The organism is Actinomadura vinacea (assembly GCF_039532545.1).
GTDB classification, from domain to species: domain Bacteria; phylum Actinomycetota; class Actinomycetes; order Streptosporangiales; family Streptosporangiaceae; genus Spirillospora; species Spirillospora vinacea.
Map to the genome: position 1 here is coordinate 174,056 of NZ_BAAARW010000011.1, position 14,225 is coordinate 188,280.

Below are 14,225 nucleotides of genomic sequence, written 5' to 3' on the forward strand. Positions count from 1 at the left end.
GTCAATGCGCGGTCCATCCCCCGTCGAGGGTCAGCGAGGCACCCGTGATCATCGCGGCGGCCGGTGCGCACAGGTAGGCGACCAGCTCCGCGACCTCCTCGGGCTCGACCAGCCGCTTCACCGCCGCCCTGGCCAGCAGCACCTCGGCCGTCACCGCGCCGGGCGACATGCCGTGCAACCGCGCCTGGTCCTCGATCTGCCCCTCCACCAGCGGCGTGCGGACGTAGGCGGGGCAGACGCAGTTCGAGGTGACCCCGTGCGCGGCGCCCTCCAGCGCGATCACCTTGGAGAGCCCTTCGAGCGCGTGCTTGGCCGCCACGTACGCCGCCTTGTACGGCGAGGCCCGCAGCCCGTGCACCGAGGAGATGTTGACGACCCGGCCCCAGCCGCGCGCGTACATGCCCGGCAGGCTGGCCCTGACCAGCCGGAACGGCGCCTCCACCATGGTCCGCATGATCCGTGAGAACGTCTCCGGCGGGAACTCCTCCAGCGGCGCCACATGCTGGAACCCGGCGTTGTTGACCACGATGTCGGGCGCGTGGTCGCGGGCCAGCGCGTCGGCGGCGTCCAGATCCGCCAGGTCGGCGGCACGGGCCGTGCCGCCGATCGCCGCCGCGGCCTGTTCGGCCGCCTCCGCCCTTATGTCGGCCACCACCACATGGGCCCCGGCGGACGCGAGCCGGCGCGCGCAGGCCAGGCCGATACCGCCCGCCGCGCCGGTGACCAGGGCGGTGCGCCCGGCGAGGCCCGGACGGGCCTCCGTCTGGGGTGTCATGCGCCGAATTTACGGAGCGTGAGCCCCTCCCTCCTATGGAGCGGACCGACACAATCAGGCCCCGTCCCATGTGGGGCGCCACACCTGAGGCACCTGAGGCCATGTCGAGACAGGCCTTAGCCTCGGGGGGCCCGCCGATCATCGTGGAGGTGCCGTCATGGCCGAGATCGCCCACCGTTTCGTCGAGTCCACCAGCGGCCTGCGGATGCACGTCGCCGAGGCCGGATCCGGGCCGCTCGTCCTCCTGCTGCACGGCTTCCCCGAATGCTGGTACTCGTGGCGGCACCAGCTCGTCGCGCTCGCCGCGGCCGGCTACCACGCCGTCGCCCCCGACCAGCGCGGCTACGCCCGGACGGGCGGACCCGCCGACGCCGGCCAGTACACGATCCACCACCTGGTCGGCGACGCGGTCGGGCTGATCGACGCGTTGGGCGAGGAGCGGGCCGTGATCGTGGGGCACGACTGGGGCGCTCCGGTCGCCTGGGGCGCCGCGCAGTTCCGTCCCGAACGGGTGCGCGGCGTGGTCGGCCTGTCGGTGCCGCACCGGCCGCGCGGCTCCAGGCCGCCCGTGCGGGCGATGCGGGAGATGTTCGGCGAGGGCTTCTACATGGTGCACTTCCAGCGGCCCGATGTGCCCGAGGCCGACTTCGACCGCGACCGGGCCGCGACGTTCCGGCGCGTGCTGTACTCGGCGTCCGGCGAGGCCGGCGGGACGCTGCCGATCGTCCCCGAGGGCGGCGGGTTCGTCGACGTGTGCCCCGAGCCGGAGCGGCTCCCGGACTGGCTCACCGACGAGGACATCGCGGTGTACGTGCGCGAGTACGAGAACGCCGGCTTCACGGGCCCCGTCAACTGGTACCGCAACCTCGACCGGAACTGGGAGCTGACCGCCGCCTGGCACCGGGCCCCGGTCACCCCGCCCGCGCTCTTCATCGGCGGCGACCGCGACCCGGTGGCGGCCGGGGGCGCCCGGACGGCGGCCGACCGGCTCGCCGACTTCGTCCCGGACCTCCGCGGCACGGTCTGGCTGGCCGGATGCGGCCACTGGACGCAGCAGGAGCGTCCCGCCGAGGTCAACGAGGCCCTCATCGCCTTCCTGAGCGGATTGTCATAGGCGGCGCGTACGGTCTGCCGGGTGAACCGTACCGACCGGCTGTACGCCCTGGTGGAGGAGCTGCGGGCCCGCGCCCCGGGCCGGGTCAGCGCCCGCGATCTGGCCGCCCGCTTCGAGGTGAGCCCGCGGACGATCGAGCGCGACATCGGCGCCCTGCAGCAGGCCGGGGTGCCGATCTTCGCCGACGTGGGCCGCAAGGGCGGCTACACCCTCGACAAGAGCCGCACCCTGCCGCCGCTCAACTTCACTCCCGCCGAGGCCGTCGCGATCGCCATCATGCTGGGCCGGGCCGGCGGCTCGCCGTTCTCCCGGTCCGCCCGCACCGCGCTGCACAAGATCGTCACCGCGATGTCGGCCGCCGACGGCGCCACCGCGCGCGAACTGGCCGGCCGGATCCGGTTCCTGGCCGACCCGGCGACCGGCGAGCCGGCGTCCGTGCCCGCCGTCCTGGAGGAGGCGATGTCGGCGCGGCGGGTGGTGCGGCTGACCTACGTCGACCGGGACGGCGCCGAGACCGAGCGGGACATCGAGCCGGTGGCCTTCACCGGCGCCGCCAAGGGCTGGTACCTCATCGGCTGGTGCCGGCTGCGCGCCGACTCGCGGGTGTTCCGGATCGACCGGGTCCGCCGGGCGTCGCTGCTCGACGAGACCGCGCCCGAGCGGTGCTTCGAGGACTTCGACGACGCCCCGCCGCACTACGTCGTCCGCCCGCTGGAACTCGTCTGAGGATCCGAAAATCTGTTCGGAAACACCGACAGAGGGCTGTCGCGCGCCTGCCGGACCGTGGTCGCAGTGACACGATCTATGACACGGAGGAGATCATGCAGGCACCCGCGTACGACACCGTCAGCTGGTTCCAGATCGGCACCGACGACTCCGAGGGCGCGCAGCGGTTCTACGGCGGGCTCTTCGGGTGGAAGTTCACCCTGGACCCGGACTCCGACGGCTACGACCTGATCAAGTTCGCCGGAGCCGAGGCCCCCAGCGGCGGCATCGCCCACACCGGCGGCGGCGCCGAGAACCACGCGATGTTCCTGGTGGTGGTCGAGGACGTGGCGGCCGCGTGCGCCGCGGCGGAGAAGCTCGGCGGCAAGGTCACGCTCGCGCCCACGACAGCCGGCAGCGGCCTCGTGTTCGCCTACCTGAACGACCCGGCCGGCAACCAGTTCGGCGTGTTCACACCCCCGGCCGTCCCCGCCACCTGACCGACCTTTCAGGGCGTTGTCCGGTTGTCTGTACTGGAGCGGGCGCGCTTGCGGTGGAGGCTCTTGTGGAAGAGGGGGTCGGCACCCACCACGTCCAGTTCTGGATGCTGCGGGGCGGGGCCGCCGTCGCGTAGCAGGCCGGTCAGCGAGGCGAGCAGCGACCAGCCCTGGCGGCGGACGTCCCGGTCGGAGGCGATCCACTCCCCGGCGGCGTTGAGCACGTCTCCGACGTGCAGCAGCAGCGCCGCCGGGCCGCTGACCAGCAGGGCCCGCCCGGGCTCGGCAAGGCCGAGACCGCCGCGCGGTTCGCCGTGCGGATCGCGAGGCGGCGGCGGGCGGAGGGTGACCGGGCGTCCGCCGGGAAGGCGCCGTCTGACCCCCGGCCAGGCGGACGGCCGCAGCCCCAGATCCGAACGCATGATCACCAGGTCGGCCGAACGCTCGGGCGGGCCGTACCACGGGACCGCCTCCGGCCGCGGCCCCCCGACGGGCAGGTGGACGAGGCTGCGCGGGCTGATCGCGGCCATCCGGAACCAGGCGCCCAGATGCAGCAGCCCGGCCCGCGAGCCCACGATGAGCCCGAGATTGCCGGACGACGGCGGGCAGATCCACAGCCCGTGCGGGGGGCGGCGCGGTTCCAGCACCCGGGACGGGCCGCGCGGTCCGGGAACGGCGCGTGCGAGCGCCCGCAACCGCATGCGCCCCTCGTCCCGCGTGGTCATCGGGCCATGAAAGCAAAAGGCGGGGGCTTCCGGGACCGTTGGGGAGCCCCGGAAGCCCCCACGTACCGGGCCGCTGCGGCGTCATCACGGCCTACACCTCCGTGATCACGGCCACCCGGTGGTGCGTCAGGCGTCGCCTCCCGTGTTGCTCTCGGGGGAGCCGACACCGCCCGCGAACACGGTGCTGACGTCGGCGTTCAGCTGGTAGCGCTCGATCGCCTGCTGCAGCGTCTCCGGCTTGACCTCGCCGTCCCGGGCGAGCCGGGTGAGCACGGCCAGCACGATCGACGCCGCGTCCACGTGGAAGGACCGCCGGGCGGCGGCGCGGGTGTCGGAGAACCCGAACCCGTCGGTGCCGAGCGAGGAGTAGTCCCCGGGCACCCACGGCGCGATCTGGTCCGGTACGGCCCGCATGTAGTCCGACACCGACACGATCGGGCCGGGCACGTTCTCCAGGGTGCGGGTGAGGTACGGGACGCGCTGCTCGGCGTCGGGGTGCAGCATGTTCCAGTCGTCGCAGGACTGGGCCTCGCGGGCCAGCTCGTTCCACGAGGTGGCCGACCACACGTCGGCGGCGACGTTCCACTCCTCGGCCAGCAGCCGCTGCGCCTCCAGGGCCCAGCGGCCCGCCACGCCGGAGGCCAGGATCTGGGCCTTGGGCGACTGGCCGTTCTCGGTCTCGGGGGCCTCTCGCAGCCGGTAGAGGCCCTTGAGGAGGCCCTGGACGTCCAGGCCCTCGGGCTCGGCCGGCTGCTGGTACGGCTCGTTGTAGACGGTCAGGTAGTAGAAGATGTTCTCGCCCTGCGGGTGCTCCTCGGACGAGCCGTACATCCGGCGCAGCGCGTCCTGGACGATGTGGGCCAGCTCGAACGCCCAGGTCGGGTCGTAGTGCACGCAGGCCGGGTTGGTGGCCGCCAGCAGCGGCGAGTGCCCGTCGGCGTGCTGGAGGCCCTCGCCGGTGAGGGTGGTGCGGCCCGCCGTGGCGCCGAGCAGGAAGCCGCGGCCCATCTGGTCGCCCAGGGCCCACATCTGGTCGCCGGTCCGCTGGAACCCGAACATCGAGTAGAAGATGTAGACCGGGATCATGTGCTCGCCGTGCGTGGCGTAGGCGGTGCCGGCGGCGATGGCGGAGGCCATCGAGCCCGCCTCGCTGATGCCCTCGTGCAGCATCTGCCCCTGCTCGGACTCCTTGTAGGCGAGCAGCAGCTTGCGGTCGACGCCCTCGTAGGTCTGCCCGTGCGGGGCGTAGATCTTGGACGTGGGGAACAGCGAGTCCATGCCGAAGGTGCGGTACTCGTCCGGGGCGATCGGGACGAACCGCGCGCCGATGTTCTGGTCCTTGATCAGGTCCTTGAGCAGCCGGACGAACGCCATGGTGGTGGCGATGTTCTGCTTGCCGGAGCCCTTCTTCAGCTCGGCGTACACCGGGTCGCCGGGCAGCTTGAGCGGTTTGGCCCGGACGACCCGCTTGGGCAGGAAGCCGCCCAGCGCGGCGCGCCGCTCCCGCATGTACTCGATCTCGTCGGAGTCCTCGCCCGGGTGGTAGTACGGCGGCAGGGGCTGCTCCAGCGCCGAGTCGGGGATGTCGAGGTAGAGCCGGTCGCGGAACTCCTTCAGCTCGGCCTTGGTGAGCTTCTTCATCTGGTGCGTGGCGTTGCGGGCCTCGAAGTCGGGGCCCAGCGTCCAGCCCTTGATGGTGTGCGCGAGGATCACGGTCGGCTGGCCGACGTGCTCGCGGGCGGCCTTGAACGCCGCGTACACCTTGCGGTAGTCGTGCCCGCCGCGGGACAGCTTGCGCAGGTCGTCGTCGGGCAGGTGCTCGACCATCTTGCGCAGCCGCGGGTCGTCGCCGAAGAAGTGGTCGCGGATGTAGGCGCCGGATTCGACGGTGTAGGTCTGGAACTGGCCGTCGGGCGTGGTGTTCATCTTGTTGACCAGGACGCCGTCGGCGTCCTGGGCGAGCAGCGGGTCCCAGTCGCGGCCCCACACCACCTTGATCACGTTCCAGCCGGCGCCGCGGAAGAACGACTCCAGCTCCTGGATGATCTTGCCGTTGCCGCGTACCGGGCCGTCCAGCTGCTGCAGGTTGCAGTTGACGACGAAGGTGAGGTTGTCCAGTTCCTCGCGGGCGGCCAGCCCGATGGCGCCCAGCGACTCCGGCTCGCCCATCTCGCCGTCGCCCAGGAACGCCCAGACGTGCGACCGCGAGGTGTCCTTGATCTTGCGGCTGTAGAGGTAGCGGTTGAACCGGGCCTGGTAGATCGAGTCGATCGCGGTCAGGCCCATGGACACCGTGGGGAACTCCCAGAAGTCCGGCATCAGCCGCGGGTGCGGGTAGGACGACAGGCCGCCGCCGGGATGCGACATCTCCTGCCGGAAGCCGTCCAGCTTCTCCTGGGGGAGGCGGCCCTCCAGGTAGGCGCGGGCGTAGATGCCGGGGGCCGCGTGCCCCTGGATGAACACCTGGTCGCCGGACTCGCCGTGGTCCTTGCCGCGGAAGAAGTGGTTGAAGCCGACCTCGTAGAGCGAGGCGGCCGAGGCGTAGGTGGCGATGTGCCCGCCGACGCCCAGTTCGGGACGGTTGGCCCGGGACACCATGATCGCCGCGTTCCACCGGATGTAGGCGCGGATCCGGCGCTCGATGTGCTCGTCGCCGGGGAACCAGGGCTCGTGCTCGGGCGGGATGGTGTTGATGAAGTCGGTGCTGCGCAGGCCGGGCACCCCGACCTGCTGTTCGCGGGCACGCTCCAGGAGCCGGAGCATCACGTAGCGTGCCCGGCTGCGGCCCTCGGTCTTGATCACCGTGTCGAGCGATTCCAGCCACTCCCGGGTCTCGTCCGGGTTGATGTCCGGCAGCTGGCTCGGCAGGCCGTCACTGATGATCGAATAGCGTTGACGTCCGGAAGCCACGGGGTCCCCTCTGCGCTTACCGTTCTCCTGGTGAGACCGGCGCCGCCCGGTGAGTCGGCGGCGGCCTCGCTGTACGACTGTCGGCCGTGGTGGTTCGTGATCCCCATCGTCGCCGTTTATTTCGGCTAACGCATCTCTACCAGCCAGTAACCATTGTCCCCGGTCAACGCGGGTGCGTCGACCATGAGCGCGCTGGTCGGAGCGGGTTTGGGACCCCCCTTGGCGAGGCAGGGAAGACGTACGAAGCTGGAACCGTACGAACCCGCAACTACAGAGCACCACGCCCGGACGGTCGCGGACATCGGCCCGCGGCCCCGCGCGCATGGGGGAGTGATGAACGCATCGGTCGGAGATCGACTGCACGTGCACGGTAACGCCGTCGGCCAGCCCGACAGGTCAGGGGAGATCATCGAGGTGCGCGGTTCGTCGGGCGGGCCGCCCTACCTGGTCCGTTTCGACGACGACCACACCGGCCTGGTGTTCCCCGGCCCGGACGCGGTCGTGGAGCCCGCCAAGGCCCGAGTCACCGAACGCGCCCGGTGAGCACGCCAGGTGACCGTGCCTGAACGTGCCCGGTAGACGTGCCGGCAGACGCGCCCAGTACGCGCCGTGCCGCGCCCGGGGTCGGCGCGGCGCGCGCCGGGTGGCGCCCGCATACGCACGGCCCGGGCCCGGATGGGGTAGACCTGGGGTATGAAGAGCACCGTGGTCCAGGTGGCCACCGGGAATCGGGAGGTCGTGCACGACATCACCGGCGAGTGCGAGCGTTTCGCCGCCGCGCAGGGCGCGGACGGCCTGCTGCACGTATTCGTGCCGCACGCCACCGCGGGGATCGCGGTCATCGAGCTGGGTGCCGGCAGCGACGACGATCTGCTGGCGGCGCTGGGCGACCTGCTGCCCGCGGACGAACGCTGGCGGCACGCGCACGGCTCCCGCGGACACGGCCGGTCGCACGTGATGCCGGCCCTGGTCCCGCCGTACGCGACGCTGCCGGTCCTGGGCGGCCGGCTGGCGCTGGGGACGTGGCAATCGGTGGCTCTGGTCGACCTCAACGTCGACAACCCCGACCGTCAGGTCAGACTGACGTTTCTTGCGGGATGAGTCCGCATTGTTACGCTCGGCTGGTGTCCATTGACCGCCACGGCCGTAATCGGTCCCATGAGGCCACCAAAAGCCGGGAAGACACTTGCGCTGGGGCCGCCTACTTGTGTGGACTGTCCCGCAAAACCCGAACCAGTGCGGATGGGGCGCCACAAGGGCGGCCCGCCAACGCACCTAACGGACTAACGACCATGGGAGGACTTTCGTGAGCGCGACCGCGGGTCAGGCGCAGTCTGAGCGCAGCCTGGCCGAACGGCTCGGCCTTAAGGCGGGCCAGGTGGTGCAGGAGATCGGCTGGGACGACGACGTCGACGAGGAGCTGCGCAGCTCCGTCGAAGCCGTCACGGGGAACGAGCTGGTCGACGAGGACTACGAGGACGTGGTCGACGTCGTGCTGCTGTGGTGGCGCGAGGAGGACGGCGACCTCTTCGACGGCCTGGCGGACGCGATGGCGCCCCTGACCGGTGGCGGCCACATCTGGCTGCTGACCCCCAAAGCAGGACGGGACGGTCACGTGGAGCCGAGCGACATCGGCGAGGCCGCGCAGACCGCGGGTCTGGCGCAGACCAGCAGCGTCAGTGCGGCCCAGGAATGGTCGGGCACCCGCCTGGTCGCTCCCAAGGTCCGCAAGTAGCGCCTCCACCGCAGGCCGCCCGTGCAGGGGCAGATGGCAGACTGGCCCCCGAAGGACGACCGTTCACCCCCGCTGGAGAGCGGGGGCCACGATCCGCGGGAGAGGCATGGCGGTTGAGGTAGGCGACGTCGCACCGGACTTCGAGCTGAAGGACCAGCACGGCACTCCGGTGAAGCTGTCGGATTTCCGGGGCCGCAAGAACGTGGTCCTGGTGTTCTATCCGCTGGCGTTCAGTGGCGTCTGCACGGGCGAGCTCTGCGCGATCCGCGACGAGCTGCCGAGCCTGGGCGATGACGACGTCCAGGTGCTGGCGGTCTCGGTCGACTCGATGTTCGCGCTGCGCGCCTGGTCCGACCAGGAGAATTACCGGTTCCCGCTGCTGGCCGACTTCTGGCCGCACGGCGGCACGGCGCAGGCGTACGGGGTCTTCGACGGGGAGAAGGGGCTCGCACTGCGCGGCACCTTCATCATCGACACCGAGGGCGTCGTCCGCTGGAGGGTCGTCAACGCCATTCCCGACGCGCGGGACCTCGACGAGTACCGCAAGGCGCTCGCCGGACTCTGAGTGATTCCGGGCCGGTCCGCCCGGCCCGTCCGTGCCCGCCGGCGTCCGGTTCCAGGACTCCGGCGGGCACGGACGGCGGCGGGCCCGCCCCCGCACCCCTGGAGGTGTGATGCCCTGCTTCCAATGCGGGGCGCGGCAGACCGACCCCGTGCGCGGCTCGAGCCCCTGGAAGCGCGGGGTCCGGGCCGACCGGCAGGTGCTGATCTGCCCCGACTGCCTGGCCGTCGCCGACGCCGTGGCCCGGCTCGACCGATGCGTGGCGTGCGGCTCGGTGGCGCTGGGCTGCAGGCTCGGCGAGATCGAGTGCCGCGACTGCGGCCACACCCGGGAGGCCGTGCGGGACGAGGGGGCGCATGCCGGCGATCTGGTCCCGTCCGGCGCCCATCCGGCCGACACCGGTCTCTCCGAGGAGGTGGCCGCGGCGCTGACCCGCTTCTTCAAGCGCGACCCGGGCACCTGAAGCGATCCCGCAGCCGGGGCGATTTGGTCGATCTAGGGGTTGACGTCGCAATTGCCGGGTGCCACGCTGCCTCGCACATCGTGAGCCAGCGACGGGGGATCCGCCGATGCCGTTCGTCTTCATGCGTGTGGTCCATCGGATCGCCGAGCGCGCCTGGCGCGGCCCTGCCCTGGTGCTGCTCGCCGCCGCCGTGCTCGGCTGGCTGCTCGTCGCCGTGTTCGAGAAGCCCGGCGCCGAGATCCGCGACCCGCTGCACTACCTCTGGTACTTCTTCGTCAGCGGCACCACGACCGGCTACGGCGACCTGTACCCGGAGACGACCGGCGGCCGGATCGGCGGGGCGATCGTCATCGTCGCCGGGCTCACCGCGGGGCTGATGCTGTTCGCGGAGCTGACGCTCTGGATGGCGAAGGGAAGGACGATGAAGGCCAACGGCCAGGCCCGGCTGCACCACCGCCGGCACATCGTGGTCATCGGTTACGAGCGGGACGGGCTGCGCGCCGTCATCGGCCAGTTGCGCGCCGATCCGGAGTTCGCCAAGACGCCCGTGGTCACCGTCTTCTGGCCGGACCAGCTGCCCGGCGAGAACCCCGACCCCGACCTGTACGACGTGGTGCTCTTCGACGACACCGGCTACGAGCGGGCCGGGGTGCAGGACGCCCGCACCGTCCTGGTCGCGGGCCGCAACGACGACGAGACCGTCCGGGTGATGCTCGGCGTGCACGCCTACCTGCGGCGCCACGCCGCCGCGGGGACGCATCTGCTGGCCGGGGTGCACGACGGCGGCCGGCGCGCGGAGATCACCGAGGCGCTGGAGCTGATCGGCGGCGGGATCGAGCCGGTGGACCTGGACGATCCGGCGGTGGTGGCGGTCGCGATCCGCAATCCCGGGATCGCCTCGATCTACCACAACCTGGCCAGCACGCTGGACTCCGACTCGACGCTGTTCCGGGTGGACGTGCCCGAGGACGCGGGCGAGTGGCCCCGGCTCGAGCTGGCGATCTTCCTGCTGCGGCACGGGAGCACGCTGCTCGCGGTGGGCGAGTCGCACCGGCCCAACGCCCGGTTCCGGCTGGCCGCGGCGCCGGGGGAGATCGTCCGGGGCGGGCAGTCGCTGGCGGTCGTGGCGCCGGAGCGGCCGAAGATCGCCTGGCACGAGCTGCCGGCGGCGGTCGGTTGATCGGCACCCTCCGGCGCCCGGTCAGGACTCCAGGACGCGGAAGGCCAGGCCGGCCCGTTCGAGCCGCCGGATGAGCGCGTCCCCCATGGCCACGGCGGTGGTGACCTGCCCGGACGTCGCCGGGAGGTCGTCGTGGGCCAGGCACAGCGCCGACTCGGCCAGCATCTTGGCCGTCTCGCCGTAGCCGGGGTCGCCGCCCGCGACCTCCGTCACGACCCGCTCGCCGCCGCCCTCGCCGACGAACTTCAGGCTGAACCAGCTGCGCGCACGCTGTTCCGCGGAGGGGCCCTCGCCCGGCGCGGGGAGCAGCCGCCGCAGCAGCGACCGGGTGGGCGGCAGCTGCGCCAGCGCCGTGACGGCGCCCACCCCGCCCGCGACGCCCGCGGCGGCCGCCAGGTGCCTGACCGCGAGGAACTGGCCGTAGCTGAAGTCGGGGCCGTACCGGTCGAGCGCGGCGGCCGAGCGCGCCACGATCCGCGAGTCCAGCGTCGCCATCGGCAGCGTCCAGCCGCCGCCGATCCGGGTGCGCGGGACCGGCCGCCGGGAGAGCCGGACGCGGCGGCCCTCCGGCCGGGGCTCGACCCCGAGCCGCTCCCGCTCGGCCTTGACCATGCCGGGCACGTCCGAGAAGATCTCGACGGCCGAATGCAGGGTGCCGCCGGAGAACCGGGCGTCGGCCCGCACGAACCCCTCGACCCGCAGCGGCACGCCCTCAGGCAGCCGCTGGACGGTGTAGAGCACGCCCAGGTCGTGGGGGATCGAATCGAAGCCGCAGGCGTGCACGATCCGGGCACCGGTGCGCCGGGCCTGCTCGTGGTGGCGCAGGTACATCCGGTCGACGAAGCCGGGCTCGCCGGTGAGGTCGACGTAGTCGGTGCCCGCCCGCGCGCACGCGGCCACCAGCGGCTCGCCGTGCACCAGGTACGGGCCGACCGTGGTGATCACGACCCGGGTGGCGCGCGCGACGGCCTCCAGCGACGCCTGATCGGTGCTGTCGGCGTGCAGCAGCGGCAGCTCCTTGAGGCGCGCGTCGATCGCGGCGAGCCGTTCCCGCACCGCCTCCAGCTTGGCGGGGTTGCGCCCGGCCAGCGCCCAGCGGGTGCCGGACCCGGCGTGCGCGGCCAGGTACTCGGCGGTCAGCCCACCGGTGAAGCCGGTCGCACCGAACAGAACAATGTCGTGGGGGCGGTTCATGGCAACCCTTCCTCGTGGTCCTCGCCCGACCCGTACCCGCCGAGACCTCGGCGGATACGATGGCGAGGTCAGGGGGGAGGCGACGTGACGGCGGTCGCTGTGTCGATGGACATCGTCGCCGTGGTGCTGCTCGGCTGGGCGCGGTCCCTGCCGTCCGGGCCCCGGCCGGAGGCGCGCTGGAGCCGCACTGGAGTGATCATGGTCGCGGGCAGCCTACTGCTGATCTCCGCGGCCGTGTGGCTCGCCGCCGTGCCCTGATGGCCCCTAGAGGAATCTGGCGACAGATCACAGGCTTTAATCTGGAGACTGTCGACATGAACATGTGGGGGAGACGGTGCTAAACCCTGAGGATCTGTACGAGCTTGACGCCGACCTGCCCGAGCTGGCGGGGCCGGTGCTGCTGCACAGCCTCGACGGCTTCGTGGACGCGGGGTCCACCGGCCAGCTGATCCGCGAGCACCTCCTGGACTCCCTGGAGCACCGCGTGGTGGCCCGGTTCGACGTGGACTCCCTGATCGACTACCGCGCCCGCCGCCCGCTGATGACCTACGACCGCGACCACTGGGCCTCCTACGAGGCACCGGAACTGGTCGTCCACCTGCTGCGGGACGAGGTCGGGAGCCCCTTCCTCTTCCTGACCGGCCCGGAGCCCGACCGCCTCTGGGAGGGCTTCACCGCCGCCGTCCGGGTGCTGGTCGAGCGGCTGGGTGTCAGCCTGGTCGTCGGGTTCCACGGCATCCCGATGGGCGTGCCGCACACCCGCCCGGTCGGCATGACCTCGCACGCGACCCGTCCCGAGCTGATCACCAAGAACTCCTGGTTCGACAAGGTCCAGGTCCCGGGAAGCGCCGCCGGTCTGCTGGAGCTGCGGCTGGGCGAGGCCGGCCACGACGCCCTCGGCTTCGCCGTGCACGTCCCGCACTACCTGGCCCAGTCCGCATACCCGGCCGCGGGCCTGGCCGCCCTGGAGGCCGTCGTGACCGCCACCGGCCTGGTGCTGCCCACCGAGGGCCTGCGCAAGGCCGCCACCAAGACCGACGCCGAGATCGCCGAGCAGGTCGCCGGGAACGACGAGGTGGAGAAGGTCGTCCGCGCCCTGGAACAGCAGTACGACGCCTTCGCCGGCGCCGCCGAGCGGGAGAGCCTGCTGGCCGAGTCCCAGGACATGCCCACCGCCGAGGAACTGGCCGCCCAGTTCGAACGCTTCCTCGCCGAGCAGGACGGCCCCGACTCGTCCCAGCCCTAGGCTGTGTTTGTCGCAACCTCGGCCCAGGGCGCTCGCCTGGCGGCTCGCACCCTGACCGTGCTTGGTGCGAGCGCGACATCGCTTCGCGATCTGGCCGGTGGAGCTCGCCTCCGGCATCGCCCCACCGGCCAGGCAACGCACTCGCGCGGTACCTGAGGCCACTTCGACACAGGCCCTGGATATCCATTTCGCACCGGCCCCCCGGAACCGGGTACGCTTGCCCGGTCACGCGGGCGCGTAGCTCAGGGGTAGAGCACTCGCCTTACAAGCGAGGAGTCGGCGGTTCGAAACCGTCCGCGCCCACAAGCCGGGTCGCTGTGGTCGGCGCATTCGCGCCTTCCCAGTGGCCCGCGGTGCTTGTGCTGGCCGCCCCCCGCCGCGGCGGGTCAGTTCGGGGGGATCTGGCCGGTGCGGAGTAGGTGGGTGGCCTGGGTGAGTGCGGGGTGAGGGCCGCCTGGCGTCTGTTTGTACCGGGGGGTCTCGTCGAGCCAGGGCCAGATGGCGTCTTTGTCCGTCAGAGGTGCGTCCAGCCATCGGCAGAAGGATCGGCGCAAGGTGCTCTCGGCGACGACCAGGCGTCCGTCGTGGCGTTGTGCGGGCAGCGACGAGTTCTGAAGCGCGTCCAGCAATTCGGCGCAGTGGTTCAGCAGGTTTCTGACGTCGGCGGTCGACTTTTCCTTGTCCATGTAGACACCGCCCCAGCCGGTCTGGGCGAAGACGGCTAGCGGGCCCATGACCAGGTGATAGCTGATGGCGTAGGAGTTCGCGCCGTGGCCGGCGTGTGAAACGGCCATGTAGTCGTCGACCGGCCCGGTGAGCACTTCGAACACGTAATCCTGGAACATGTACATGCCCATCGGGTTGATGTCGCGCGTGGCGAACGCCCATGGGCCCCGTTGCTCGACCAGGGAGACCATTTCCGCTGGGACGGGCGGTGAGCCGAGCCCGGCCTCCTGGAAGAGACGGCGCATCTCGTCGTTGCCGTTCATGCGTCCGATAATGCCCGTCTGCGGGGGGCGCCTCTCGGCCTTTGGGGGGAGGGGGTCGTCCACGCGGAGTAGGCCGGGTCGGGACCGGTGAGGGAGGTGTGACGGGCCCGGCCGTTCCTACGTTTGGGGG

General features: G+C 71.8%; 16 protein-coding genes and 1 tRNA gene. 12 read left to right on the top strand and 5 right to left on the bottom strand.

Annotated features, from left to right (window positions below):
* Window position 1: 1 nt before the first annotated feature.
* Window positions 2–775 (bottom strand): 3-hydroxybutyrate dehydrogenase, encoded by a 774-nt coding sequence (locus ABD340_RS12530; protein ID WP_344589004.1) that lies wholly within the window; start codon window positions 773–775, stop codon window positions 2–4.
* A 157-nt stretch (window positions 776–932) separates the two neighbouring features.
* Between ABD340_RS12530 and ABD340_RS12535 the strand changes: the two genes are divergently transcribed.
* The 3 genes from ABD340_RS12535 to ABD340_RS12545 all read left to right on the top strand — a co-directional run bounded on the left by ABD340_RS12535 (window position 933) and on the right by ABD340_RS12545 (window position 3,094).
* Window positions 933–1,889, top strand: coding sequence for an alpha/beta fold hydrolase (locus tag ABD340_RS12535; protein WP_344589006.1), 957 nt, complete (start codon window positions 933–935; stop codon window positions 1,887–1,889).
* Between the two features lie 21 nt (window positions 1,890–1,910).
* A complete protein-coding gene (locus ABD340_RS12540; RefSeq protein ID WP_344589007.1) occupies window positions 1,911–2,615 on the top strand; it encodes a helix-turn-helix transcriptional regulator in 705 nt (234 codons plus the stop codon).
* Window positions 2,616–2,710: 95 nt separating this feature from the next.
* On the top strand, window positions 2,711–3,094 hold the full coding sequence (locus ABD340_RS12545) for a VOC family protein (RefSeq protein ID WP_344589008.1): 384 nt from the start codon (window positions 2,711–2,713) through the stop codon (window positions 3,092–3,094).
* A gap of 8 nt (window positions 3,095–3,102) precedes the next feature.
* On the opposite strand, the gene ABD340_RS12550 is transcribed toward ABD340_RS12545, so the two are convergent.
* Both ABD340_RS12550 and aceE read right to left on the bottom strand, forming a co-directional pair.
* Window positions 3,103–3,816: a hypothetical protein gene (locus ABD340_RS12550; protein ID WP_344589009.1), complete on the bottom strand. Its 714-nt coding sequence runs from the start codon at window positions 3,814–3,816 to the stop codon at window positions 3,103–3,105.
* A 126-nt stretch (window positions 3,817–3,942) separates the two neighbouring features.
* Window positions 3,943–6,726 carry a pyruvate dehydrogenase (acetyl-transferring), homodimeric type gene (aceE, locus tag ABD340_RS12555; RefSeq protein WP_344589010.1) on the bottom strand — a complete coding sequence of 928 codons (2,784 nt, stop codon included), beginning with the start codon at window positions 6,724–6,726 and terminating at the stop codon, window positions 3,943–3,945.
* Window positions 6,727–7,059: 333 nt separating this feature from the next.
* On the opposite strand from aceE, the gene ABD340_RS12560 reads away from it, so the two are divergent.
* The 6 genes from ABD340_RS12560 (at window position 7,060) to ABD340_RS12585 (ending at window position 10,666) form a co-directional block, all read left to right on the top strand.
* Window positions 7,060–7,269, top strand: a complete 210-nt coding sequence (locus ABD340_RS12560; protein ID WP_344589012.1) for a DUF1918 domain-containing protein — start codon at window positions 7,060–7,062, stop codon at window positions 7,267–7,269.
* A gap of 150 nt (window positions 7,270–7,419) precedes the next feature.
* The gene (locus tag ABD340_RS12565) at window positions 7,420–7,827 is read left to right on the top strand and encodes a YjbQ family protein (protein WP_344589013.1); all 408 of its coding nucleotides are present in this window, start codon (window positions 7,420–7,422) and stop codon (window positions 7,825–7,827) included.
* A 205-nt stretch (window positions 7,828–8,032) separates the two neighbouring features.
* The gene (locus tag ABD340_RS12570) at window positions 8,033–8,461 is read left to right on the top strand and encodes a DUF3052 domain-containing protein (RefSeq protein ID WP_344589014.1); all 429 of its coding nucleotides are present in this window, start codon (window positions 8,033–8,035) and stop codon (window positions 8,459–8,461) included.
* Between the two features lie 106 nt (window positions 8,462–8,567).
* Window positions 8,568–9,026: a peroxiredoxin gene (locus ABD340_RS12575; protein WP_344589016.1), complete on the top strand. Its 459-nt coding sequence runs from the start codon at window positions 8,568–8,570 to the stop codon at window positions 9,024–9,026.
* A gap of 109 nt (window positions 9,027–9,135) precedes the next feature.
* Window positions 9,136–9,486, top strand: coding sequence for a hypothetical protein (locus ABD340_RS12580; protein ID WP_344589017.1), 351 nt, complete (start codon window positions 9,136–9,138; stop codon window positions 9,484–9,486).
* A gap of 121 nt (window positions 9,487–9,607) precedes the next feature.
* Window positions 9,608–10,666 (top strand): potassium channel family protein, encoded by a 1,059-nt coding sequence (locus ABD340_RS12585; RefSeq protein WP_344589019.1) that lies wholly within the window; start codon window positions 9,608–9,610, stop codon window positions 10,664–10,666.
* Between the two features lie 21 nt (window positions 10,667–10,687).
* Here ABD340_RS12585 and ABD340_RS12590 read toward each other — a convergent pair whose 3' ends face one another.
* Entirely contained in the window at window positions 10,688–11,860 is a 1,173-nt protein-coding gene (locus tag ABD340_RS12590) for a saccharopine dehydrogenase family protein (RefSeq protein ID WP_344589021.1), read from the bottom strand.
* An 84-nt stretch (window positions 11,861–11,944) separates the two neighbouring features.
* On the opposite strand from ABD340_RS12590, the gene ABD340_RS12595 reads away from it, so the two are divergent.
* The 3 genes from ABD340_RS12595 (at window position 11,945) to ABD340_RS12605 (ending at window position 13,409) form a co-directional block, all read left to right on the top strand.
* Window positions 11,945–12,118 carry a hypothetical protein gene (locus ABD340_RS12595; RefSeq protein ID WP_344589022.1) on the top strand — a complete coding sequence of 58 codons (174 nt, stop codon included), beginning with the start codon at window positions 11,945–11,947 and terminating at the stop codon, window positions 12,116–12,118.
* A 76-nt stretch (window positions 12,119–12,194) separates the two neighbouring features.
* Complete coding sequence (locus ABD340_RS12600; protein WP_344589023.1) at window positions 12,195–13,106, top strand: proteasome assembly chaperone family protein; 912 nt, start codon at window positions 12,195–12,197, stop codon at window positions 13,104–13,106.
* A gap of 231 nt (window positions 13,107–13,337) precedes the next feature.
* Window positions 13,338–13,409, top strand: a tRNA-Val gene (locus ABD340_RS12605).
* A gap of 83 nt (window positions 13,410–13,492) precedes the next feature.
* Here ABD340_RS12605 and ABD340_RS12610 read toward each other — a convergent pair.
* Window positions 13,493–14,095, bottom strand: coding sequence for a hypothetical protein (locus ABD340_RS12610; protein WP_344589024.1), 603 nt, complete (start codon window positions 14,093–14,095; stop codon window positions 13,493–13,495).
* Window positions 14,096–14,225 lie beyond the last annotated feature (130 nt).